This is a genomic window from Marinobacter sp. DS40M6 (assembly GCF_028581595.1).
GTDB lineage: Bacteria > Pseudomonadota > Gammaproteobacteria > Pseudomonadales > Oleiphilaceae > Marinobacter > Marinobacter salarius.
Window position 1 is genome coordinate 21,160 of sequence record NZ_JAFCAE010000003.1, and the last position, 20,393, is coordinate 41,552.

22 protein-coding genes and 2 tRNA genes are annotated in these 20,393 nt (G+C 56.8%); 14 read left to right on the forward strand and 10 right to left on the reverse strand.

Features of this window, described 5'->3' with window-relative positions; all coding sequences use genetic code 11:
• Positions 1-225 precede the first annotated feature (225 nt).
• Complete coding sequence (locus JJO78_RS07705) at positions 226-363, forward strand: hypothetical protein (RefSeq protein ID WP_273623262.1); 138 nt, start codon at positions 226-228, stop codon at positions 361-363.
• A gap of 225 nt (positions 364-588) precedes the next feature.
• On the opposite strand, the gene JJO78_RS07710 is transcribed toward JJO78_RS07705, so the two are convergent.
• The 5 genes from JJO78_RS07710 to JJO78_RS07730 form a co-directional block, all read right to left on the reverse strand.
• Positions 589-837, reverse strand: coding sequence for a hypothetical protein (locus JJO78_RS07710; protein ID WP_273623263.1), 249 nt, complete (start codon positions 835-837; stop codon positions 589-591).
• Positions 838-1,050: 213 nt separating this feature from the next.
• Entirely contained in the window at positions 1,051-1,488 is a 438-nt protein-coding gene (locus tag JJO78_RS07715; protein ID WP_273623265.1) for a hypothetical protein, read from the reverse strand.
• 222 nt (positions 1,489-1,710) lie between these two features.
• The gene (locus JJO78_RS07720) at positions 1,711-2,658 is read right to left on the reverse strand and encodes an AEC family transporter (RefSeq protein ID WP_273623266.1); all 948 of its coding nucleotides are present in this window, start codon (positions 2,656-2,658) and stop codon (positions 1,711-1,713) included.
• Positions 2,659-2,669: 11 nt separating this feature from the next.
• Entirely contained in the window at positions 2,670-2,945 is a 276-nt protein-coding gene (locus JJO78_RS07725; protein ID WP_036207982.1) for an acylphosphatase, read from the reverse strand.
• 31 nt (positions 2,946-2,976) lie between these two features.
• The gene (locus tag JJO78_RS07730; protein WP_126812824.1) at positions 2,977-3,576 is read right to left on the reverse strand and encodes a DUF938 domain-containing protein; all 600 of its coding nucleotides are present in this window, start codon (positions 3,574-3,576) and stop codon (positions 2,977-2,979) included.
• 211 nt (positions 3,577-3,787) lie between these two features.
• Between JJO78_RS07730 and JJO78_RS07735 the strand changes: the two genes are divergently transcribed.
• From JJO78_RS07735 to pgsA, 5 genes are all read left to right on the forward strand, one after another.
• On the forward strand, positions 3,788-5,395 hold the full coding sequence (locus tag JJO78_RS07735; protein WP_273623267.1) for a methyl-accepting chemotaxis protein: 1,608 nt from the start codon (positions 3,788-3,790) through the stop codon (positions 5,393-5,395).
• Between the two features lie 100 nt (positions 5,396-5,495).
• Positions 5,496-5,747, forward strand: coding sequence for a hypothetical protein (locus tag JJO78_RS07740; protein WP_036208476.1), 252 nt, complete (start codon positions 5,496-5,498; stop codon positions 5,745-5,747).
• 110 nt (positions 5,748-5,857) lie between these two features.
• On the forward strand, positions 5,858-6,523 hold the full coding sequence (gene uvrY / locus JJO78_RS07745) for a UvrY/SirA/GacA family response regulator transcription factor (RefSeq protein WP_036207973.1): 666 nt from the start codon (positions 5,858-5,860) through the stop codon (positions 6,521-6,523).
• A complete protein-coding gene (gene uvrC, locus JJO78_RS07750) occupies positions 6,507-8,384 on the forward strand; it encodes an excinuclease ABC subunit UvrC (RefSeq protein ID WP_273623269.1) in 1,878 nt (625 codons plus the stop codon). The genes uvrY and uvrC overlap by 17 nt, the downstream gene beginning before the upstream one ends.
• 7 nt (positions 8,385-8,391) lie before the next feature.
• Positions 8,392-8,949, forward strand: coding sequence for a CDP-diacylglycerol--glycerol-3-phosphate 3-phosphatidyltransferase (gene pgsA, locus JJO78_RS07755; protein WP_036207967.1), 558 nt, complete (start codon positions 8,392-8,394; stop codon positions 8,947-8,949).
• A gap of 4 nt (positions 8,950-8,953) precedes the next feature.
• Here pgsA and JJO78_RS07760 read toward each other — a convergent pair whose 3' ends face one another.
• The 4 genes from JJO78_RS07760 to JJO78_RS07775 are packed head-to-tail and all read right to left on the reverse strand — an operon-like array spanning position 8,954 to position 12,467.
• Complete coding sequence (locus JJO78_RS07760; RefSeq protein WP_085680799.1) at positions 8,954-9,565, reverse strand: ABC-type transport auxiliary lipoprotein family protein; 612 nt, start codon at positions 9,563-9,565, stop codon at positions 8,954-8,956.
• Positions 9,562-10,500 carry an MlaD family protein gene (locus tag JJO78_RS07765; protein ID WP_273623271.1) on the reverse strand — a complete coding sequence of 313 codons (939 nt, stop codon included), beginning with the start codon at positions 10,498-10,500 and terminating at the stop codon, positions 9,562-9,564. The genes JJO78_RS07760 and JJO78_RS07765 overlap by 4 nt, the downstream gene beginning before the upstream one ends.
• 48 nt (positions 10,501-10,548) lie before the next feature.
• Positions 10,549-11,346, reverse strand: a complete 798-nt coding sequence (locus tag JJO78_RS07770; protein ID WP_273623273.1) for an ABC transporter ATP-binding protein — start codon at positions 11,344-11,346, stop codon at positions 10,549-10,551.
• Positions 11,343-12,467, reverse strand: a complete 1,125-nt coding sequence (locus tag JJO78_RS07775) for an MlaE family ABC transporter permease (RefSeq protein WP_273623275.1) — start codon at positions 12,465-12,467, stop codon at positions 11,343-11,345. Before JJO78_RS07775 ends, JJO78_RS07770 begins: the two co-directional genes overlap by 4 nt.
• A gap of 182 nt (positions 12,468-12,649) precedes the next feature.
• Between JJO78_RS07775 and JJO78_RS07780 the strand changes: the two genes are divergently transcribed.
• Positions 12,650-12,725: transfer RNA gene (locus JJO78_RS07780), tRNA-Gly, on the forward strand.
• 66 nt (positions 12,726-12,791) lie between these two features.
• Positions 12,792-12,865, forward strand: a tRNA-Cys gene (locus JJO78_RS07785).
• Positions 12,866-12,886: 21 nt separating this feature from the next.
• Here the strand turns inward: JJO78_RS07785 and JJO78_RS07790 are convergent.
• Positions 12,887-13,705 (reverse strand): SDR family NAD(P)-dependent oxidoreductase, encoded by an 819-nt coding sequence (locus JJO78_RS07790; RefSeq protein ID WP_273623277.1) that lies wholly within the window; start codon positions 13,703-13,705, stop codon positions 12,887-12,889.
• Between the two features lie 242 nt (positions 13,706-13,947).
• On the opposite strand from JJO78_RS07790, the gene JJO78_RS07795 reads away from it, so the two are divergent.
• The 6 genes from JJO78_RS07795 to JJO78_RS07820 all read left to right on the forward strand — a co-directional run bounded on the left by JJO78_RS07795 (position 13,948) and on the right by JJO78_RS07820 (position 20,351).
• Entirely contained in the window at positions 13,948-14,748 is an 801-nt protein-coding gene (locus tag JJO78_RS07795; RefSeq protein ID WP_085680789.1) for an SDR family NAD(P)-dependent oxidoreductase, read from the forward strand.
• A 10-nt stretch (positions 14,749-14,758) separates the two neighbouring features.
• Positions 14,759-15,964 carry an acyl-CoA dehydrogenase family protein gene (locus JJO78_RS07800; protein WP_273623279.1) on the forward strand — a complete coding sequence of 402 codons (1,206 nt, stop codon included), beginning with the start codon at positions 14,759-14,761 and terminating at the stop codon, positions 15,962-15,964.
• On the forward strand, positions 15,964-17,001 hold the full coding sequence (locus JJO78_RS07805) for a phosphotransferase family protein (RefSeq protein ID WP_273623280.1): 1,038 nt from the start codon (positions 15,964-15,966) through the stop codon (positions 16,999-17,001). Before JJO78_RS07800 ends, JJO78_RS07805 begins: the two co-directional genes overlap by 1 nt.
• On the forward strand, positions 16,985-17,347 hold the full coding sequence (locus JJO78_RS07810) for a DUF6285 domain-containing protein (protein ID WP_273623281.1): 363 nt from the start codon (positions 16,985-16,987) through the stop codon (positions 17,345-17,347). The genes JJO78_RS07805 and JJO78_RS07810 overlap by 17 nt, the downstream gene beginning before the upstream one ends.
• Before the next feature lie 36 nt (positions 17,348-17,383).
• Positions 17,384-18,994, forward strand: a complete 1,611-nt coding sequence (locus JJO78_RS07815) for a long-chain-fatty-acid--CoA ligase (protein ID WP_273623282.1) — start codon at positions 17,384-17,386, stop codon at positions 18,992-18,994.
• Positions 18,995-19,127: 133 nt separating this feature from the next.
• Positions 19,128-20,351 (forward strand): ABC transporter substrate-binding protein, encoded by a 1,224-nt coding sequence (locus tag JJO78_RS07820; protein ID WP_085680781.1) that lies wholly within the window; start codon positions 19,128-19,130, stop codon positions 20,349-20,351.
• Positions 20,352-20,393: the final 42 nt, after the last annotated feature.

Below are 20,393 nucleotides of genomic sequence, written 5' to 3' on the forward strand. Positions count from 1 at the left end.
AAATATATTAAAAACAACGAGTAACCAAGATAAGTTGACAGCAACTAATGCTTGCGGATTTTGCGGTTAGTGTATAAAAAGAAAGCAGGCACTAAGGCCTGCTTGTTGAGAGCGGTTTAAAAGTTGGTCGCTTCCTTACCGCAAACTAAGAGTAAAACAAATTCTTCAGTTTTTCAGCACAGGCCGGTGTCTTATTGATACCAACACAATGAATAGGAGTTGATTATGGAAGTTCAATTCATCAAGGCTGTGCTGAACCTGCTTTCGTTCTACCTTCAGAATGTCCCGGCAAGGGATCCAGGGGAAGTGATAGCGGTTGTGCTCCAGGTAATCTGGGGCATTACTGGTGGCATAGAGGATTAACGCTGGCCATCCTATGGCCAAAAAGGCGGAGGGGGTCCGACCCCTCCGCAATCACTCACAGGCAGCTCTCTCGCCGAAGTCACACCACTGGGCAGGTGTCGCGTTTGCCATGGCATCCTTGCCGGCGCTGGGCCCGTCATGAGCCCGGAGATAGTTTACCTGGTACGGACACGATATCTGCTGGAAATGGATTAGCTTTGTGTAGGAGATCTCTTACAGTGGCCGTCAGCGCTTGTGGTCGCGCAAGCCCTGGAACTTTCTGATCAATTTTTGCCACGCTCTATCCATCTGCTCATCCCTGAATTCCTCAATCGTCGACAGTTGCTGGGCCCCCAGGTTCTGGTTTGCCTCTCTCAACCCCTTATTCCATGTCACCCTGATATCGCATCCACCGGAATAGATACGGACTTCTGCCTGGGCGTCGGGGGCTATAGATTGCTCCAGTTGCAGCATCATCTTCGTTGTGATTCTCACGCCTGTGACCCGTTCTAGTATGGAGTTCGAATAAGGCTACGGAGAGTACTGTATAAGCGATCTATTTTGGGAAAATATTGGGAAACTGTTGGGAAAGAAACGAGGCACGAAAAGAGGTGGTTCGTAAGGTGCTGATACTTTTGCAGGTTTGGTAGGACCACCCAGATTCGAACTGGGGACCTCTACCATGTCAAGGGAGCGCTGTAACGGGTGTTACATTCCGAATCGAGATAAGGGAAGTTGCACGCCTAAGCAACCTGCCAACCAATAGAAGAAAAAGATTACGGAAGCGAATGCGAACGTTGAGACAGTACGCCACATAAGGGTCCTTAGCCCTTGAGCGTTCTCTATCTTTCGTAGTTCCAAGTGCTGGTTATTGTGCTCGGTATGTCTCTTTTCGTAAGTAGCAACCGCCGCTACAATGCTTTGGTAGGTGCCATTTTTTCGCACCAACTCCTCCACGATCGGCTTGAGTTCATCTGTTCGCCCATCATTCTTGGGATACTCACGAGCAGTCACCGTGATAGCTTCCTCGATCAAGCGATTAATTTCGTGCTTGAGGTCCGGTGGGTTAGGCCTGTTTAGCCACCAAGAGTACTTTGAAATACGTTCCTGAATCCTTTTGAAAATGTCGTTACTGTCTTCCGGCATTCGATTGTCCCTTTCTTAGCTACTTTTCCCGCAAGGATTTGGGGCAGATTTGGGGCAAAAATAAAGCCTATGTTGTCCGCCAATGTCCTGCAACATTTTTCTAATGGGCTGATTTTACAGGATAGTCCATCTATGTCCGGGTGTGTGTGGGGGTTCGAATCCCTCCCTCTCCGCCAATACAAAACCCCAGCAGAGATGCTGGGGTTTTTTATTGCATGCCACTTAAGCCACCCCTGCCGTCCGCAACACAAACACCCCCGCCGTAACCGTTACACTGGCCATTAACGTGGTCAAAGCCACGATATTGGCTGCCAGGCGGTCGTTGCCGCCCAGCGCCTTGACCATGACAAAACTGGCGGCGGCTGTCGGGCTGGCGAAGAACAGGAACATCAGCCCAAGTTCGCGCCCTTCAAACCCGGCCAGCCAGGCAGCGAATGTACACAATACCGGTAACGTCACCATCTTCATCACACTGGCACTGATCGCCAGCTTGCGATCGGTACGCATGGCGCTCAAGGAGAGCGTGCCGCCAATGCACATCAGCGCCAGGGGCAAGGTAAGTGAGGCGAAATAGTCACCGCTGGTCATCAGCCAGTTCGGCAGTTGTAACCCGGACCAGGCGAAGGGAACGGCGATGACCACCGCCAGAATGAGCGGGTTGCGCCCGATATCACCGAGAATGCGCCCCCAGCTGGCCGCCTGACCCGGCTGGTAGGCTGTCAGGACAACCACAGAGAGCGCATTGTAGGAAATAATGACCACGCCCAGGAGAAGGCCCCCGGCGGAAAGCCCGAAGTCGCCATAGAGGCTTGCCGCCAGGGCGAGGCCCACAATACCGCAGTTGCCCCTGAAAGCGCCCTGCACATACACACCCCGGTCCATCGCTGGTGCGGTACGTATGGCCCAAAGCCAGCAGAAGAGGAAGCTGGCGAGGGTGGCGGCTACGAAGAATCCAAGCAGTGCGGGGTTGAGGGTGGTATCCAGGTCCGCGCGTACAATACTGAGGAATACCAGGGTTGGCAGAGTCGCGCGGAAGACCAGTGCCGACGCTGTATTGATAAAGTTGGTATTGATCCAGCCGAGCCGCCTGAGACCAAGGCCGATAAACACCATGGCGAATACCGGCAGCGTGGTCTCAAGGGTGTGAAGAAATGTTCCGAGTAGTGTCATCCAGCCGGTGGTTACCGAACTCCAAAGTTAGTGAACTCACCGGTTGCAGAGTCTTCGGTGGTGTTGATTTTGTCGACGATTGCCGAGGGAGGGCCGTCCCGGCACCACTGTCTGAGCGAAACCAGTGACGCCGGTGAGCCCTCTGCAACAATTTCTACGCGGCCATCCGGCAGGTTTCTGGCGTAGCCGGTAACACCCAGGCTGTTGGCCATGTCGGCCGCGGAGGCGCGATAGCAGACGCCCTGGACCTTGCCGCTGATCAGCATTGTGAGTCTCTGGTGGCTCATTGCGTGATCCCTCCTGACATCGAGTGGCTTTTTACAGTTTGCGCCATACCAGCAGTCGATTGTTGGCAGGCATTTCGAAATCGCTTTCAAGCCCGAACCGAACTCGGCCCGCCAGTTCCAGCATGTCATCCATGTTCCTGATGCCCATGTGCGGGGCCTGACTCCGTAGGTGGTGATCGAACTGGCGATTGCTGTCGCTGGTAAATTGCCCCTCATAATTAAACGGCCCATAGAGGCAGAACAGGCCGCCGGCAATGAGGCGTTTAGCCAGCCCGGCGAACATTGCCTCTACCTCTTCCCACGACATGATGTGAGCCGTGTTGGCGGAATAGGCGCCATCAATGGTGTCTACCGGCCAGCTTCCCAGGGAAACGTCCAGTTCTAGAGGTGGGCGAATATTGGCAAGGTCAGCCTCCTGGATCCAGCCGAGCGAATGATCGGCGCCTCCAGGCCGATCACTGGGCTGCCACGTCAGGTGGGGGAGCTCCGCTGCAAAATAAACAGCGTGTTGCCCCGTTCCCGTTCCAATTTCCAATATGGTGGCCGGCTCGGTGAACACCGTTTTGATGCATTCCAGTATTGGTTGCCTGTTATTTACACAGGCCTGTGAGAAAGGCTTGCTGTGGACCATCGTTTACGCCTGTTCGGAATCAATGCCAACCTAAAGAATATCGCGCTGGGCGCAATGGGTAAAAGAATGAGCGTAGGGGATTTCCCGCGTATTCGACATTCGATGATGGTCTATCGGAGGCTTGCCGACTGGAAAATGGCGCCTTCCGCGACATAAAAGTGTCACAAAACAGGCATAAGCTCCATTGGACGATACCCCCAGTGGAGATACCATGCTCAGAACTGTCCGCAGCCGTATTCTGTTCTTTTCCTTTCTATCGGTGTTTGCTTTGGCCGCATTGGCGGCCCTGTCATCGAGCATTATGACCCGTGCGGAGTCCGCTTCAGAGGCATTGGTTCGGGAAAGTCTTATGGAGTCGTGGCTGCTGGAAGATCTTGAACAGGACCATCGCCGGTTGCAGGACCTCGCCTACAAGATCAAGGCGCAACTGATGCTCTGGGATGAAATCGATGCGGAATTCCAGGCATTGACCGAGGTGCTGCCGGAGCACTGGCGTGCAATCGAGGACAATGCCGGGCTGAGCGAGTGGGCGACGGATAATCGAGCGTTGTTTGAGAGCGTGCTGGCGCTCATCGAATCCATGAGACCGGGTATCGAAGGGCGGAGCTACTATCGAGTAGGGCAAGTGGTGGATTTTGACTTGTTCCCGGCCCTCGGCCCGATGCTCACGGCGATCAACAACCGTAAGGAAGCCAGCCGCAACATCATTGAAGTTCGTAGTCAGGACCTGCTGGCCTTTCTGGATACCCAGAAAATCTGGCTGTTGGCCGGCTCTGCTGTATTCCTGATGTCTGTGGTCTTGATGACGCTCTGGCTTCGGCGCTCAGTGATTGGCCGCCTGCAGTTGCTGGAGTCCGGCCTCCGGGAAATGGACGAGACCTCAGATCTTTCCCGGCGCCCGGTTATTACCGGACACGATGAAGTGGCTGGTGTGACGCGCGCGCTGGTAGGGTTGGTTAGCCGGTTTGAGCTCTTTATCGGAGAAGTGAGGACGGCTGCCCACAGCATCAATGACCGGTCCACATCGTTGGACTCTCAGGCAGAGGACGTCCAGGCGTCCACTGATACTACCCGCCGGCAGATTCATGATGTCAGCCAGTCAATGGCGGCCATTGCGAACCAGGCGTCGGCCATTGATTTAGCCACCGAGAACTCAGCCACTACGGTACGAGATGCCGTGGCGGCCAATGCGGTGGTTCAGGAAGGGCTCAGAAACAGTGAGCAGGCAGCTGAACACACGGTGGAGGTGATTGGGCGGGTGTCCCTATCTATCCAGGCATTGAGTGAATCCTCGGGCAAAATCGAGAGCGTGATCGGCGTCATTGCCGATATCGCGGAGCAGACCAATTTGCTGGCATTGAATGCAGCGATTGAAGCGGCCCGTGCCGGCGAACACGGTCGGGGATTTGCCGTGGTGGCAGACGAAGTGCGCACCCTGTCGAAGCGTACGTCGGACTCCACCAGGGAAATTCGCCAATGGGTGACCGACCTGGTAACCGGGGTTTCCGGCGTTGAGGGTCTGCTGGACGAGATGCGCGATGCCGGTGGCATGAACCGGCGGAACCTTGATGCCCTGAAAAACCACCTGGAGCGTCTCGCGAGTCAGTTCACGGAGCTGGAGCTTCGCAGTGCTGAAATTGGGGATGCGGTTGTGGTTCAGAGGGAAGAGATTGACCGTGTCGGTCGGCGGTCAAGGGCGCTTGATGACAGTTCGGGTTCCCTGATCACCAGTGTTGATAACACCCGCCAGATCAGTGAATACCTGAGACAGGAATCGGTCACCATGCGTCAGCTGATTTCCCGGTTTAAGGCAGCCTGACCGACCGGTCAACGCCAAGTGGTGAAAAAAAAGCCTGATAATCGGTCTTCTACAGCCTCGCCAAACCCATTACCATGGCTGCTTTGAGGTGGAGTTGAAAATGACCGACGAAGCAGGCCACGAGCCCCAGCCGGACCCACGTGAAGAGAAATTCGTAGTGGATGTGGGGCTGCTTTCAGAGGACCAGCTTGACGGGCTGGTTGACGAATACTGCACTCGGTACCACGGCCTGAACGACACTGAGAACCCCATGGCAGAGCGTGAGCGGGTAAAATCGGCGGCTCGGCGGGGGGATCTGGTGGTCTGGTTCGATCCGGTAGAGAATACCGCAAGCCTGGGCGTGCCCCGCTGATGATTGTGTCCTGAGCAGTGGGTCCCGGTATTGATGGATGCATCTACCGTCGGGAACCCTTAACCGGTACAATTCGTAAATTCCCATAAAAGCCGCGTGCGAGGTGAGTTTTGATCAGGGTATTGGTTGTTGACGACCATGAACTGGTCAGGTCCGGTATTACCCGGATGCTGGCGGACAACCCCGATATTGAAGTCATCGGCGAAGCATCTTCAGGCGAGGATGCTATTGATTCTGTGCGTAAAGACAGCCCGGATATCGTGTTGATGGACATCCGCATGCCTGGTATCGGGGGGCTGGAAGCGACACGGCGAATCCTGCGCATTGACGACGCTGTGCGGGTGATCGTGGTGACTGCCTGTGCCGATGACCCCTATCCAACCAGGGTGATGCAGGCCGGCGCATCGGCTTATATCACCAAGGGCGCCGACATCAAGGAAATGGTGCGTGCCATCCGCATGGCGCATTCCGGACAGCGTTACATCAGCCCGGAAATTGCCCAGAAAATGGCGCTCAAGCAGCTTGGAGGCGGCGATGCGAGGGACGAAGACGGCGAGCTATCCCTGTTTGACCGTTTGTCCGAGCGCGAAATGCAGATTGCCATGATGGTGGTGGACTGCCAGAAAGTGCAGGACATTTCCGACAAGCTTTGCCTCAGCCCAAAAACTGTAAACAGTTACCGCTACCGCATTTTCGAGAAGCTGGAAATTTCCAGTGACGTTGAGTTGGCGCTGATGGCGGTCAGGCTCGGGTTGCTCGATGCCGACAAGGTCTGACGCATCGGCTGATTCTGCCGAGGCAGGGAACAACAGGGAGTTCGACACCAAAAGCTTCCTGAAGCAGTTAACCGAGCGGCCCGGCGTTTACCGCATGTACGACGCCGCTGGTAATGTGCTGTATGTGGGTAAGGCCCGGAACCTCAAGAAACGGGTGACCAGCTACTTCCGCAAATCCGGCCTGGCGCCCAAGACCGAAGCCCTGGTCTCCCGAATTGACTCCATCGAAGTCACCATCACCAGCAGTGAAACCGAAGCACTCCTGCTTGAACAGAACCTGATCAAATCCCTGCGGCCGCCATACAATATCCTGCTGCGGGATGATAAATCCTACCCTTATATATATCTGTCCTCGCACGATGACTATCCCTCCCTGACGTTTCGCAGGGGGCGCACGAAGAAAGGCGGCGGTACCTGGTATGGACCGTTTCCGAGTTCCGGGGCGGTCAAGGAAAGTCTTAATATTCTACAAAAGATTTTCCGTATAAGATCCTGTAGTGAAAGCTATTTCCGAAACCGCACACGTCCTTGTCTTCAGTATCAGATCAACCGTTGCACGGCACCCTGTGTCGGTTATATTTCCCCCGAGGATTATCGGGAAGACATGCGCCACGCCACCATGTTCCTCGAAGGCAAGAACCCCGCGATCCTGCGGGATCTGATGGCGGCCATGGAAACCGCGGCGAAGAATCTGGAATTTGAGAAAGCCGGTGTCTACCGCGACCAGATAAATCACCTGCGGCACGTTCAGGAGCAGCAAAGCGTGGACGGCGAAGGGGGTGATGCCGACGTGGTGGCCATAGCCCAGGATGCTGGTGTGGTGTGCATCGTGGTGATCATCGTGCGCGGTGGGCGCGTGCTCGGTACCAAGGACTATTTTCCGCGATACAGCATTGAGCAGTCCGAAGCTGAGTTGTTAAGTGCTTTTCTGGGGCAGTATTATTTCGGCGGTAGCACCCGCCGGGAAATTCCACCGGACATCCTGGTGCCGGTGGACGTCGACGGCCAGGAACTGCTGTCCCAGGCGCTGACAGAATCCGCCGGTCGTGACACCCGGGTACGCAAGAATGTGCGTGGAGAACGCCGGCGCTGGCTGGATCTGGCCATGACGAATGCCAGGCAGACATTGCTGACCCACCTGGCCAGCAAGGAAACGGTCTATCGCCGCCTGCTGGCCCTGCGCGACCTGCTGGATCTCGCTGAAACGCCGTCACGTATGGAGTGCTTTGACATCAGTCATAGCCATGGTGAAAACACGGTCGCATCCTGCGTGGTTTTCGACGAGAATGGGCCGCTGAAAAGCGACTACCGGCTCTACAATATCGAGGGTGTCACCGGCGGTGATGACTATGGAGCCATGCGCCAGGTTCTGACGCGCCGATATAAACGCATGGTGGCAGGTGAGGGCAAACGCCCGGACCTGGTGTTCATCGACGGTGGTAAGGGCCAGTTGAACATTGCCCGGGAAGTGTTTGATGAACTTGGTGTTACGGACATTCCGCTGATTGGTGTTGCCAAGGGGGTCACCCGGCGTGCGGGTATGGAACAGTTGATTGATGCCATGACCGGCGACCTCTATCGGGTTCCCGCAGACTCGCCGGCACTGCACCTGATCCAGCATATCCGAGACGAGTCGCACCGTTTCGCCATCACTGGCCATCGGGCCCGGCGTGACAAGAAACGCCGGCAATCCACCCTTGAGGGAATCGAAGGTGTAGGGCCCAAACGCCGCCGCGATCTGATACGTTATTTTGGCGGTATCCAGGAGCTACGCAAGGCGAGTATCGACGAAATGTCCAAGGTTCAGGGAATCAGCAGGAACCTGGCAGAAACCATCTACGCAGTACTGCATGACGAGTAGGGATAGCATGAATTTACCGAACATTCTCACCCTTTCCCGGATTCTGATGATCCCGGTTTTCGTGATTATCTACTACCTGCCGGCGCAATGGAGCTACCTCGTCAGTGCCGGCCTGTTTGCGCTGGCGGCGGCGACGGACTGGTTGGATGGTTACCTGGCCCGGAAACTGAACCAGAGCACACCTTTTGGTGCCTTCCTGGACCCCGTCGCAGACAAACTCATGGTAGCGGTAGCGTTGACCGTGCTGATTGAAGCCCACGCGAGTTTCATTCTGACGATTCCCGCCACGGTGATTATCGGTCGTGAAATCGTGATTTCAGCATTGCGGGAGTGGATGGCGGAAATCGGCAGCCGTGCGAGTGTGGCGGTTTCCTACATTGGCAAGATCAAGACAACAGCGCAGATGGTGGCCATTATCATGCTGCTGGCATTTCCTCCTGGTGTCGTCTGGGCCCAGGCCGGTACGGCCCTGTTGTACGTGGCAGCGGTACTGACGTTCTGGTCGATGATTCTCTATCTAAAGGCCGCCTGGCCGGACCTTTTTCCGGAAAAACACCAGGGTTAACGGGTTAGGGGCGCTGTTCGACCGTCCAGCGAATCACCTCGTTGGCCAGTGCGTTACTGGCCTCGCCAAATGCCTCCACGACTGCTTCAACTTGTTCCCCTGTCGCCGGATGCTGGTACTCAAAGCGTTTGCTGGCAAGGGTATTGCGGGTGCGCTCGTCGATGAGATGCAGGTCCAGCCTGATCAGCGCTACCGGCATGCCGTCCTGATACTCACTCTGGAACGCGCTTAGTTCTCCTGCCATGGTCAGATCACTGCGGGCCGGACTGGTTCCGGTAATAACGCCAGCGAAGCGGCCATCCCGGCGAAAGGCATCGATCAGTTGGTCCCGAACCAGGATGGGAGACTTCTTACTCCAGCGCGCTCCCTGATAGGCCTTTATTTCGTTGCCCTCCGGTTTCACCAGAATACGCGAGCTATCAACAGGGCCTTCGGCCAGGGGCGTTACGAACCGAAGGGTTGTGCTGAATGGTTTGTTGTCAGTGATGGATTCCTCAACCGTGGAAGCCGGTAACTGAAATATTCGATTGGCCGGTCGATCCGGGAACAGAGTACAAGCGGATAACGTGGCGGCAACGACCATGCAGAGCAGTGCCCGTGATGCAGTCAGTGTCATGGATTAAACTCCTGTATCGGCTCGCGGCCCAGCAGAAGGCCGGCCGGGTCGTCCTCCAGGCGGTGGATAAGACTGTCCATGTTTTGCAGCGTTGATCTCAGTTCCCGCATGGCGGGCGCCAGTTCACCGATGCCCTGCATTCCCTGGTCCAGGGAGCCCCCGTTGCGGGCGGTGAGTGCTTCAAGTCGCGCGGTAGCGGTCTCCAGTGAATCCATGGCGCTCTGGGCAGTGGCCATCAACTGGCGGCCTTCCTTGTCCAGCAAAGTGTTCGCTGTGCTGCCAAATTGACGGAAGGTTTTCAGCGTGGCCTCGGTTTGTACACTGAGTTGATCGAAACTCGTCACCAGATTGCTCAGTTCGCTGCGTTGATCCATCAACCCAGACGACACGGCCTCGATGTTCTTGAGGCTGCGGGTGAGGTTGCGGGAGTTTTCCTTGGACACCATGGCATTTGCGTTGGTGAGGAATTGATCAAGCTTGGCAAACAGTTCCTCACTGGAAGCCATCAGGGTGGTAAAGGCCGAGGGTTCGGCCTGGATGGTCGGTGGGGTTTCACGGCTTCCTGTCAGCTTCTGGCTTCCGGGGGTGCCGCCCTTCAATTCGATGTTCATGCTGCCGGTAATGTTGGTTAACGCCAGGCCAGCCCGGGTGTCTTCCTTAATGGGCACATCGTCGTATACCCGAATGAGCACCCTGACGTTGCGCGGGTCATTTGGGTCGAGGCTCAGTTCGGCCACGTCGCCCACCTCAATGCCGCTGTATTTGACCGGGCTGCCCTCCGATAGCCCGCTGACGCCCCGATCAAAAATGATTTCGTACCAGGCATAATCGCGGTCGTTGCCCGCCTGGCCCAGCCACAAGGCGAACGCGAGTGCACTGGCAAGCGCAACCAATGTGAACAGCCCAATCAGGACGTGATGTGCTCTGGGTTCCATAACAGCGTGCCTCTCCCGACTTCCTTGCTACTTTCCGGTTGTTTATGTTTATTGCCCCGTGGCCGGCCGGATGCGATTGACGGCGCGGCCTCTTGGCCCGTGGAAGTAGTCGCGAATCCAGGGGTCGTCCGTGGCTTCCACCACCGCCAGTCGGTCCGCAACCAAGACATGCCGGGCCGCCAACACGGCAATCCGGTCGCAGGTCGTGTACAGCGTATCCAGATCGTGTGTCACCAGGAACACGCTGAAGCCAAGGGCGTCCCGAAGCGTAACAATCAGTCGGTCAAAGGCAGCGGCGCCAATCGGATCGAGCCCGGCCGTGGGCTCGTCCAGAAACAACACCTCCGGGTCCAGCGCCAGGGCCCTTGCGAGCGAGGCTCTTTTGACCATGCCACCTGACAGCTGGGCGGGGTACTTTCCGGCCGCGTTGGCTGGCAGGCCGACCAGTGCGAGCTTCACCCGGGCCAAGTGTTCCGCGTCAGTACGGGACAGTTTGGCATGCTCAATCAGCGGCAGGGCAACGTTTTCCTGGAGAGTCAGGGAGCTGAACAGGGCACCGCTCTGAAACAGCACGCCAAAGCGCCGTTCTACACGGGAGCGTTGTTGTTGAGAAAGAGCCTGCAACTGCTCACCAAAGACCTCTATGGTCCCGGAATCCGCAGCGTGAAGCCCGACAATGCTTCTCATCAATACTGATTTTCCGGTTCCCGAGCCGCCAACCACCCCCAGTATTTCCCGGTGATAAAGGTCAAGATTGAGATCCGTATGTACCTCATGACTACCGAAGCGGTTACAAAGGCCCTTCACGCTGATAACCACATCCTGGTGCGCGGCCTCTTTTCTCACCAGCCCATCTCCATGAAGAATATCGCTGCTATGGAATCCAGCAGAATCACCATAAAGATCGACTGTACCACGGCGGAGGTGGTGTGCTCACCGACGGACTGGGCACTTCCACTAGCCTTGAAGCCCTCCAGGCAACCAATAACGGCAATCACAAACGCAAAGACCGGGGCTTTTCCGAGCCCAACCAGAAGGTGGACGACCTTTACCTTGGTTTCGAGGATATTCAGGATTTGCGGAACCGAGATATCCAGCGCCACGACGCACACCAGCGAACCACCAATAATGCCACTGATCATGCCGACGAAGGTCAATATCGGAAGCGAAACCACCATCGCCAGCACCCGGGGGATAACCAACAGTTCCACGGGGCTCAGGCCGAACGTGCGTAGAGCGTCAATCTCCTCATTGGCTTTCATGGAGCCCAGTTGCGCGGTAAAGGCGCTGGCCGTGCGGCCAGCCAGCAGGATAGCGGCCAGCAGAACGCCGAATTCCCGCAGGAACGAGAAGGCCACCAGGTTCACGGTGTAAATGGTGGCGCCGAAATCATCGAGAATGGTGGCGCCCAGAAATGCAACCACCGCGCCCACCAGAAACGTCAGCAGCGCCACGATGGGAAGGGCATTGAGCCCGGTCTGATGGACATGGGCCACCAGCGATGTGATACGCCATCGCCAGGGTGTTGCAAGAATGCTCGCCAATGTCGCCAGTATCTGGCCGGTAAACCCAATCAACAGCCGTTGTTGATGCCAGAAGTCTTCGATTTTTTCGCCAACACCCGCCAGGAACTCAGTGATCGGGTTGGATCGGAGGGATTTTTCTCCTTCAGGGCTGGCCATCGCGTTGGCAACCAGGCGCAGCAGTTCCTGACGTTCGCTGGAAAGCCCGGGGGTTAACTCGGTAAGCTCATGGAGTTGACTGGCACCCAGAAGGTCCACCAACAGGGATGCGCCGGCGGTATCCAGCGCATTGATTGTTGCCAGATTGACCGAATGCCCGTTAGGTAACTCCATTGCGGTGGCTTTTTGGACATCCCGCTTCAAGCGGCCGTAGTTCGGAAGCGTCCAGTCGCCCGAGACGGTCAATTGGCCGTTCTGGAATTCAAGCTTGCCAGGGGAGGGCATCTGGAAATCCCGTCTCCTTTGTTGAGGATTGGCGATGGGTGTTCCTTGATACTAGCTCAAATTCGCGTGTTGGGGGTTGCTGCGTTCGAGTGCAATCGATCAGAATCTGAACTAAAACAGAAAGTTGAAAAAAGTGGTTGACGCAAACGGCCTAATCCGTAGAATACGCCCTCGTTGATCAAGCGGGAATAGCTCAGTTGGTAGAGCACAACCTTGCCAAGGTTGGGGTCGCGAGTTCGAATCTCGTTTCCCGCTCCAATTAACACAGTCTCTCAATGCCCACCTGAGAGCATAAAAGTATCGAATCCCCTTCGAACTTTTCCCGGCGCGGTGGCAGAGTGGTTATGCAGCGGACTGCAACTCCGTGTACGCCGGTTCGATTCCGACCCGCGCCTCCAATTTTTCTACCTTAGATTCAACTACCCCAGAATTCTCCGCTGGACAGAGTGCGGCATAAACCGCGTGACAAACGCAGCAATGTAAGTCTGAGGCGTAACCAGATACCTTGGCTTGGGACGTCCCACTTCCGCAGCCTGGTAAATTTTTTCGGCAACATCCAACGCACTGGCTGTAAACGGCTTGATTCTGGCGCCAGGTGCGAGCGCTGCTTCCATTGCTTTGTACTTTTCCCGATGCACCGCACTTGCCCGGTCAATCACGGGCTGCAGAGCGGCCAGGGCATGTTCTCTGAACCGGGTCGCCACGGGCCCGGGAAGCACAAGCGAGACACTTTCCAGGCTTTTGCTGTCCTGCTCATCAAACCAGAAGCTGTCGTGAGCCGCGTTCATCGCGGATTTGGCGGCACAGTAGGCGCCTTTCATTTTCTGGGGCGCTATGGATAAGACGGAGCTCACCGCGATGACCCGTAAGGGTACTTCATGTTGCTCGCAGAGCCTCAGACAGACGGCGGCCAGCTTGATGGGGCCGAATACGTGGGTGCAGAACTGCTTTTGCCACATGGATTCGGACAGATCGCGAAGCGCGCCGAATTGCCCGTAACCGGAGTTGTTGACCAGAATAACCCGCTCGGCTGCTGCAATTTCGGTTTCCAGCTCGCCCGCAAGCCCCTCGATTTTCTCAAAGGACTCAAGATCCAGCGTCATCTCCAGATCTGCGAATTCAATGCCACTGGGCTGTCGGGACAGGGCGATAACCCTACAACCTTCCCGGGCAAAGAGAGCGCAGGCCTCGCGGCCAATTCCGGCGCTGGCACCGGTTACCAGGGCGAGTTTCGTCATAATGGATGTCCTTTGGTTTGATGCCAGACCTCCCATAAAGGGAGGGTGGCAGTGACGCCTATAGTACATTGTCGCCTGAATCTACCGGCGTTGTTGATTCAGTTTTTTCACACCAGAAGCAAGATGGTCTCAGTCAGAGCCTTGTCTTTGTGACGCACTTCCGCCTCCAGTTTATTAACAATTTAATTTAAGGGTTGAATAAAACGAGCGCTCGTTCTATTTTTGTTGGCGGAGGTCGCGATATGAACAATTCCAATCAAACGAATTCAGGCAACGCAAATGGGTCAATGCGGCTAGACGGCAAGACTGCTCTGGTAACGGGTGCTGCTGGTGGCTTGGGTCAGAGCTTTACTCGTTGTCTCGTTGAAGCCGGCGCCAGCGTCATTGTCAGTGGCCGTCGCCGAGAGGCACTTGAGTCCCTCAAGGCCGAATTTCCGGAACATGCTGATCGTATCCACGTAGTCACTATGGATGTCACCAACGAGTCCAGTGTCTCTGAAGCCTTCAATACCATGGCTGATGAGGTCGCCATCCCGGACGTTGTCGTTTCCAATGCCGGTGTGGCAACGAGCAAGAAGGCTCTGGATCTTAATGGTCAGGATTGGGACCGGGTGATCGACACAAACCTCAAGGGATGCTGGCTGGTTGGCAACGAAGCCGCCCGTCGTCTCTCGGCAATCAATCGGGGCGGGAGCATCATCATGATTTCTTCCATCCTTGGTCATCGCGTGGCCGGCAACGTGGCGCCTTATGCCGCCGCCAAAGCTGGTGTCGAGCAACTGACCCGTGCCCTTGCGCTGGAATGGGCCCGTTACGGAATTCGCGTTAACGCACTGGCGCCGGGATACATAGAAACCGATCTGAACCGCGATTTCTTTGCCAGTGAACCCGGCCAGAAAATGATCCGCCGTATTCCTCAGCGTCGATTGGGGCAGGCTGATGACTTGAGTGGTCCGTTGTTGCTGCTGGCTTCCGGACTTTCCGACTATATGACCGGCAGCACCCTTGTGGTGGATGGCGGCCATCTTCAATCCTCGTTGTAAGGAGTGGGCTGTGGATTTCAATTTGGACCCCAGGAACGAGTCGTACCGAAAACGCATCCGGGATTTCGTCGAACAGGAGCTATTGCCGCTGGAGCAGAACCCGTTAGCCTACGATGAGCACGAGAACATTGCGACAGACTATCTTGAGAAGATGCGTGCAAAGGCAAAGCAGCAAAGCCTGTGGTGCTTGCAGATTCCCGAGCGCCTGGGCGGTCAGGGGCTCGATATCTCGGGTATGGCTGCCTGTTACGAGGAAATGAACCGTTCGATTTTCGGGCCGGTGGTGTTCAATTCCGCGGCACCGGACGACGGCAACATGACCGTGCTTGCGAAAGTCGGGACAGAGGCCCAACAGGAGCGTTGGCTCAAACCCATCGTTGAGGGCAGGGTGCGTTCGTCTTTCGTCATGACCGAGCCACCTCCCGGTTGTGGCTCGGACCCCGGCATGATGCAGACTACCGCGACGCGCAAGGGCGATCGTTGGGTGATTCATGGCCACAAGCACTTCATCACCGGAGCAGCAGAAGCCTCCCATTTCATTCTGATTGCGCGCACGTCTGAAGATACTCGCAAAGGTCTGAGTGCTTTCCTGTTTCACAAAGACGATCCGGGCTGGGAGATCATCCGGCGTATTCCAATCATGGGGCCGGAAGAACACGGCGGCCACTGCGAGCTGCGCTTTGATGGCCTGGAAATCCCGGACGAGAATCGGCTGATGGAGGTGGGTGACGGTCTCAAAGTGACCCAGATTCGACTGGGCACGGCCCGTCTTACCCACTGCATGCGATGGCTGGGCCTGGCGAGACGCTCCCTGGAGATTGCCACCGACTATGTGGATAACCGGGAATCCTTTGGTCAGCCCCTGGCACAACGCGAAGGGGTGCAGTGGCTGCTGGGAGAGGCGGCAATGGAGATTCAGATCGGCCGATTACTGACCATGCACGCTGCCTGGAAACTGGACCAGGGTGATTTTGCCCGAAAAGAGGTTTCCATGGCCAAAGTGTCGGTGGCCGATACCTTGCACAAGGCGGTAGACACGGCAATCCAGCTCTGCGGCGCCAGGGGGTACTCCAAGGATACCCCGTTGGAGTGGATCTATCGCTATGCCCGCCAGGCAAGGCTGGTGGATGGCGCATCGGAAGTGCACAAAATGGTGTTCTCGAGAACACTCCTGGCTGAGCGTACAGACTTCTGGCACTGGGGAGTCGAAGCCTGATGTCTGCACTTGAGGATACCTTTGCCACTTTTATCGTGCGGCAGACTGGAGCCTCCGACGCAACGGTCGTCTCTTTCGACAAGCTTTCCGGAGGGGCGATCCAGGATAACTTCGGGCTAACGCTGGATTTGGAGGGCGGTAACCGTCCTGGGCGGCACGAATTTGTGGTGAGGCAGGACGCACCGTCCGGGGTGGCCGAGAGCTTGACCAGGCCGCAGGAATTTCGGGTGTTGCAGGCCGCTTTCGGTGCCGGGGTAACGGCGCCTGAACCTCTCTGGCTGTGCGAGGATACTGCGGTCACCGGGCAGGTGTTCTATGTCATGGCTCGGGCTGCCGGGAGTGCGTCACCACGCAAGCTGGTCAAGTCGGAGTTTACTGACGAGCAGCGCCGCGCTCTTGTTCGAACGTTTGGCGCAGAGCTTGCGAGACTTCACAGCGTCAGGCCGCCGGACGATTCGCTGGACTTTCTGGCGATGCCCAACCCGGATAATCCGGCCCTTAGCCGGGTCGCCCTTTACCGCCGCTATCTGGAAGAGATTGGTGAGCCACACCCGGTGCTGGAGTGGGCACTGAACTGGCTTGAGGATAACGCCCCGGAACCAGATCTCACTGTTCTATGCCACTGCGATTTCCGAACCGGCAATTACATGATAAGCGGCGACAGACTGACTGCCATTCTGGATTGGGAATTCGCCGCCTGGAGCGACCCTTGCGAAGACCTGGGGTGGCTCTGCAGTCGCAGTTGGCGTTTCGGCGCTGATGAACGGGAAGTGGGCGGAATTGGAGATAAACAGGATCTTCTGGACGGCTACCGGGAGGTAACCGGAGCCAGCATTAGTCCAGCAAGGGTCAACTACTGGGAGGTCATGGCGCTGGTGCGCTGGGCCGCCATTGCCCTGCAACAGGCGCGTCGTCACATGTCGGGTGAGCAGCGCTCGCTCGAGCTGGCGTTAACCGGCCGCATGGTCGCTCAGATGGAATATGACCTGTTGAACCAGATTCAGGAACTGGAGGATGGCAATGATCAATCGACCTGAGACTCGTGACCTGCTGGCCGAGGCTCGCCAGGTGTTGCTCGATTCTCTGGCTCCCAAGCTTAGTGGAGAGCGCAAATACGAGGCATTGATGATCGCCAATGCAATGGGCATGGCCATCCGCGAACAGGAACAGCGAGAGGCGGGAGAGCCTGAATCAACCGACGTCATGCTCTCCCGTTTTCTGGCCGGGCACGTGCTTCCGGAGGACCCGGGGCAGGGTGATCGGACGCTGGCCAGGGCGCTTCGTGAACGCGTTGTCGACGGCGGCGACCGTGAGTTGCGGGCGGTTCTTCGCGCAATTACGGAGACTCGGCTGAAAGTAAACAATCCGGGCTACCTGAAATAACCCGAACAATCCCGGATGGTGTGACATGGGTGTGAAATGAACAAGTACAAGAACCTGAACAAGACCACCGCAAACTATTCGCCACTCACCCCGCTCACGCTGCTGCAGCGGTCCGCTCGGGTGTACCCGGACAAGCTGGCGGTGATTGATGATGACATGAACCTGTCCTATCGGGAGCTTTACGCCCGCTGCCGTCAGATGGCCAGTGCCCTGTGTCGACGCGGTATCGAGACGGGCGACACGGTAGCAATCCTGTGTCCCAACTCCCACGAAATGCTTGAGGCCCATTACTCCGTGCCTATGTCGGGTGCGGTACTGAACGCCATCAACATCCGTCTGGATGCCGGGGCCCTGTCCTTTATCCTGGCCCATGGTGAAGCACGGGTTCTGTTTTACGACACCCAGTGGGAAGAGCAGGTCCGAGCCGCCGTAGCCGAGCTTGAGGTTAATCCCTTGTTGGTTGCCATCGATAGCAAGGCAGGGAAGAGCCAGGGTCTGGCGGATCTTGATTACGAAACTTTGCTGCAGGAAGGCGATGCGGAAGCCGGCTGGCAGCATGCCACAGACGAGTGGGATGCCATTTCCCTGAACTACACCTCTGGAACGACAGGCAATCCCAAAGGCGTGGTTTACCACCATCGCGGTGCCTACCTGGCGGCCATGACCAACGCCATGGCTTTCGACATGACGGCCGAGACCGTCTACCTGTGGACCCTGCCAATGTTCCACTGCAATGGCTGGGCTTATACCTGGGCAATCACCGCCGTTGGCGGCACCCATGTGTGTCTTCGGGAGGTGGATAGCAGGGAGATCTACCGGCGGATCGAAGACTACGGCGTGACCCACATGTGTGGGGCGCCGGTGGTGATGAACCTGCTGATACAGGAGCTGGGGCGCGCCAGCCTGACACTTTCCCGGCCAGCCCAGTTTGCTCTGGGCGGCGCAGCGCCTCCCAGTAGTGTGATTCGCAAGGCTGAGGAAATTGGCTTCCAGATCACCCACCTGTATGGCCTGACCGAAACGTTTGGCCCTTCGACACTCTGTGTGCCTCAGCCGGAATGGCAGCAATTGCCGCTGGAAGAACGGGCGTTAAAAATGTCCCGCCAGGGCGTTTCCACGCACGGCCTGGATGAAGTTGCGGTGCTGGATATGGTCAGCGGGGAGGCGGTGCCTGCAGACGGAAAAGCCATGGGCGAGATCTGTATTCGTGGCAACACGGTGATGAAGGGCTACCTGAAAAATGAGGAAGCCACCGAAAAGGCCTTCAGCGACGGCTGGTTCCACACCGGTGATCTGGCCGTCATGCACCCGGATCATTATGTCGAAATCCGCGACCGGGCCAAGGATGTGATCATCTCCGGCGGCGAAAACATCTCCAGCCTGGAAGTGGAGGAGGTGCTATACCGGCACCCGAAAGTGTCTGAGGCTGCAGTGGTGGCGATGGCCGACGAAAAATGGGGCGAGGTTCCCTGCGCCTTTATCAATCCGATCGATGATGGCGAAGAACCCACGCCCGAGGAGATCATCGCCTTTTGTCGGGCGCAAATGGCGCACTTCAAGGCGCCGCGGAAGGTCGTGTTGGGTGAATTGCCCAAGACCGCCACTGGCAAGATCCGAAAAAACATTCTAAGGGACACGTTGTCCTGATGACTACGCTGGCCATGGTCAGCAGGAGGTTGCGATAACGCGAACGACGAACTTATGACAATGAAATCGTGGCTTGATTTAACAGGCCAGAAAGTTCCAGTGACAAAAAAGACAAGAACACAGGAGCATTACCATGAAAACATCAAGCATCAAGAAACTGCTGGTTGCGATGACCGCAACCGCTACGCTTGGTACCGCTGGTATCAGTTATGCTGAGGAGCCAATTCGGCTCGGGGGCCTCTACATCCTCTCTGGCAGTGCTGCCACCTATGGTGAGTTTGCCCAGAAGGGCATCAACCTGGCAGTGGATGAAATCAACAGCTCCGGCGGCATTCTGGGTCGTCAGGTCGAAATGGTCTATGAGGACACCCAGGGGAAGGCTTCAGTAGCCATCCAGGCCGCTCGCAAACTGGTCTACTCGGAGGGTGTGGACGCCCTCGTGGGCCTGGACAGCTCTGGCGTGGCACAGGGTATGGTTCCAACCATGCCGGAGTTACAGAAACCCCTGATCATTACCCACGCTGCCACGCCGGATGTCACCGGCAAGTTGTGTAATTCGTTCACCTACCGTATCAGTGTCAACGTGGCCCAGAATATGAAGGCCGCCGCGCTGGTGGCTGCAGAAACCGATGCCACCAACTGGACCACCATCGGTCCGGACTATGCCTTCGGCCATCAGTCCTGGGAATTCTTCGGAAACTACCTCAAAGAGATCAATCCGGACGTCAACCTGATGTCGGAGACCAACTTCCCGCGCTTCGGCGCCGAGGATTTCACCCCGTTCATTGACAGGGTCATGGACTCTGACGCCGAGGGCGTTCTGATCTCTGTCTGGGGTGGTGACCTGGTCAATTTTGTCCGCCAGGCAAACACCCGCGGGTTCTTCGAAGAGGACCTGGAGGTCATGTTTACCGTGGGCGCAGCGACTGAAGTACTGACCGCACTGGGCGAGGAAATGCCTGAGGGAGTGCACCTGTCTACACGTTACTGGTACGAGGCCTACGACAACGACATTAACGACCGCTTCGTGAAAGCCTACCTTGATGCCTACGGCAACCCTCCGAGCTATAACGCTGAGGGTGCGTACGCTGCCATCTACGCCTATAAGCAGGCGATGGAAGCGGCCGGCAGCACCGAGGGGCCGGCTGTTGCCAAGGCGCTCAGCGGCATGAGCATGGACGCCCCGAACGGCACGGTGACGTTCCGCAAAGGCGATAACCAGGCCATGGTCAGCCCGAACTGGGGTGTTTCCGGCTCCATGCATCCAGAGCATGGCATCCGCACGCTGAACAACCTGCAGATATTTGACGGCGAGAAAGTAGCCCGCACCGTCGAAGAGACCGGTTGCAAGCTCTGATCTGACTGTTGTTCTTTTGCTTGCCGTGGCGCCCTCAGGGGC

Excerpts from the sequence above, each read along its gene's own strand:
- JJO78_RS07715 (WP_273623265.1), bottom strand. The coding sequence starts at position 1,488 with ATGCCGGAAGACAGTAACGACATTTTCAAAAGGATTCAGGAACGTATT.
- pgsA (WP_036207967.1), top strand. The coding sequence starts at position 8,392 with ATGAATTTACCGAACATTCTCACCCTTTCCCGGATTCTGATGATCCCG.
- JJO78_RS07720 (WP_273623266.1), bottom strand. The coding sequence starts at position 2,658 with ATGACACTACTCGGAACATTTCTTCACACCCTTGAGACCACGCTGCCG.
- JJO78_RS07730 (WP_126812824.1), bottom strand. The coding sequence starts at position 3,576 with ATGGTCCACAGCAAGCCTTTCTCACAGGCCTGTGTAAATAACAGGCAA.
- JJO78_RS07725 (WP_036207982.1), bottom strand. The coding sequence starts at position 2,945 with ATGAGCCACCAGAGACTCACAATGCTGATCAGCGGCAAGGTCCAGGGC.
- JJO78_RS07805 (WP_273623280.1), top strand. The coding sequence starts at position 15,964 with ATGTCTGCACTTGAGGATACCTTTGCCACTTTTATCGTGCGGCAGACT.
- JJO78_RS07735 (WP_273623267.1), top strand. The coding sequence starts at position 3,788 with ATGCTCAGAACTGTCCGCAGCCGTATTCTGTTCTTTTCCTTTCTATCG.
- JJO78_RS07705 (WP_273623262.1), top strand. The coding sequence starts at position 226 with ATGGAAGTTCAATTCATCAAGGCTGTGCTGAACCTGCTTTCGTTCTAC.
- uvrC (WP_273623269.1), top strand. The coding sequence starts at position 6,507 with ATGCCGACAAGGTCTGACGCATCGGCTGATTCTGCCGAGGCAGGGAAC.
- JJO78_RS07795 (WP_085680789.1), top strand. The coding sequence starts at position 13,948 with ATGAACAATTCCAATCAAACGAATTCAGGCAACGCAAATGGGTCAATG.
- JJO78_RS07820 (WP_085680781.1), top strand. The coding sequence starts at position 19,128 with ATGAAAACATCAAGCATCAAGAAACTGCTGGTTGCGATGACCGCAACC.
- JJO78_RS07815 (WP_273623282.1), top strand. The coding sequence starts at position 17,384 with ATGAACAAGTACAAGAACCTGAACAAGACCACCGCAAACTATTCGCCA.
- JJO78_RS07790 (WP_273623277.1), bottom strand. The coding sequence starts at position 13,705 with ATGACGAAACTCGCCCTGGTAACCGGTGCCAGCGCCGGAATTGGCCGC.
- JJO78_RS07810 (WP_273623281.1), top strand. The coding sequence starts at position 16,985 with ATGATCAATCGACCTGAGACTCGTGACCTGCTGGCCGAGGCTCGCCAG.
- JJO78_RS07740 (WP_036208476.1), top strand. The coding sequence starts at position 5,496 with ATGACCGACGAAGCAGGCCACGAGCCCCAGCCGGACCCACGTGAAGAG.
- JJO78_RS07760 (WP_085680799.1), bottom strand. The coding sequence starts at position 9,565 with ATGACACTGACTGCATCACGGGCACTGCTCTGCATGGTCGTTGCCGCC.
- JJO78_RS07775 (WP_273623275.1), bottom strand. The coding sequence starts at position 12,467 with ATGCCCTCCCCTGGCAAGCTTGAATTCCAGAACGGCCAATTGACCGTC.
- JJO78_RS07765 (WP_273623271.1), bottom strand. The coding sequence starts at position 10,500 with ATGGAACCCAGAGCACATCACGTCCTGATTGGGCTGTTCACATTGGTT.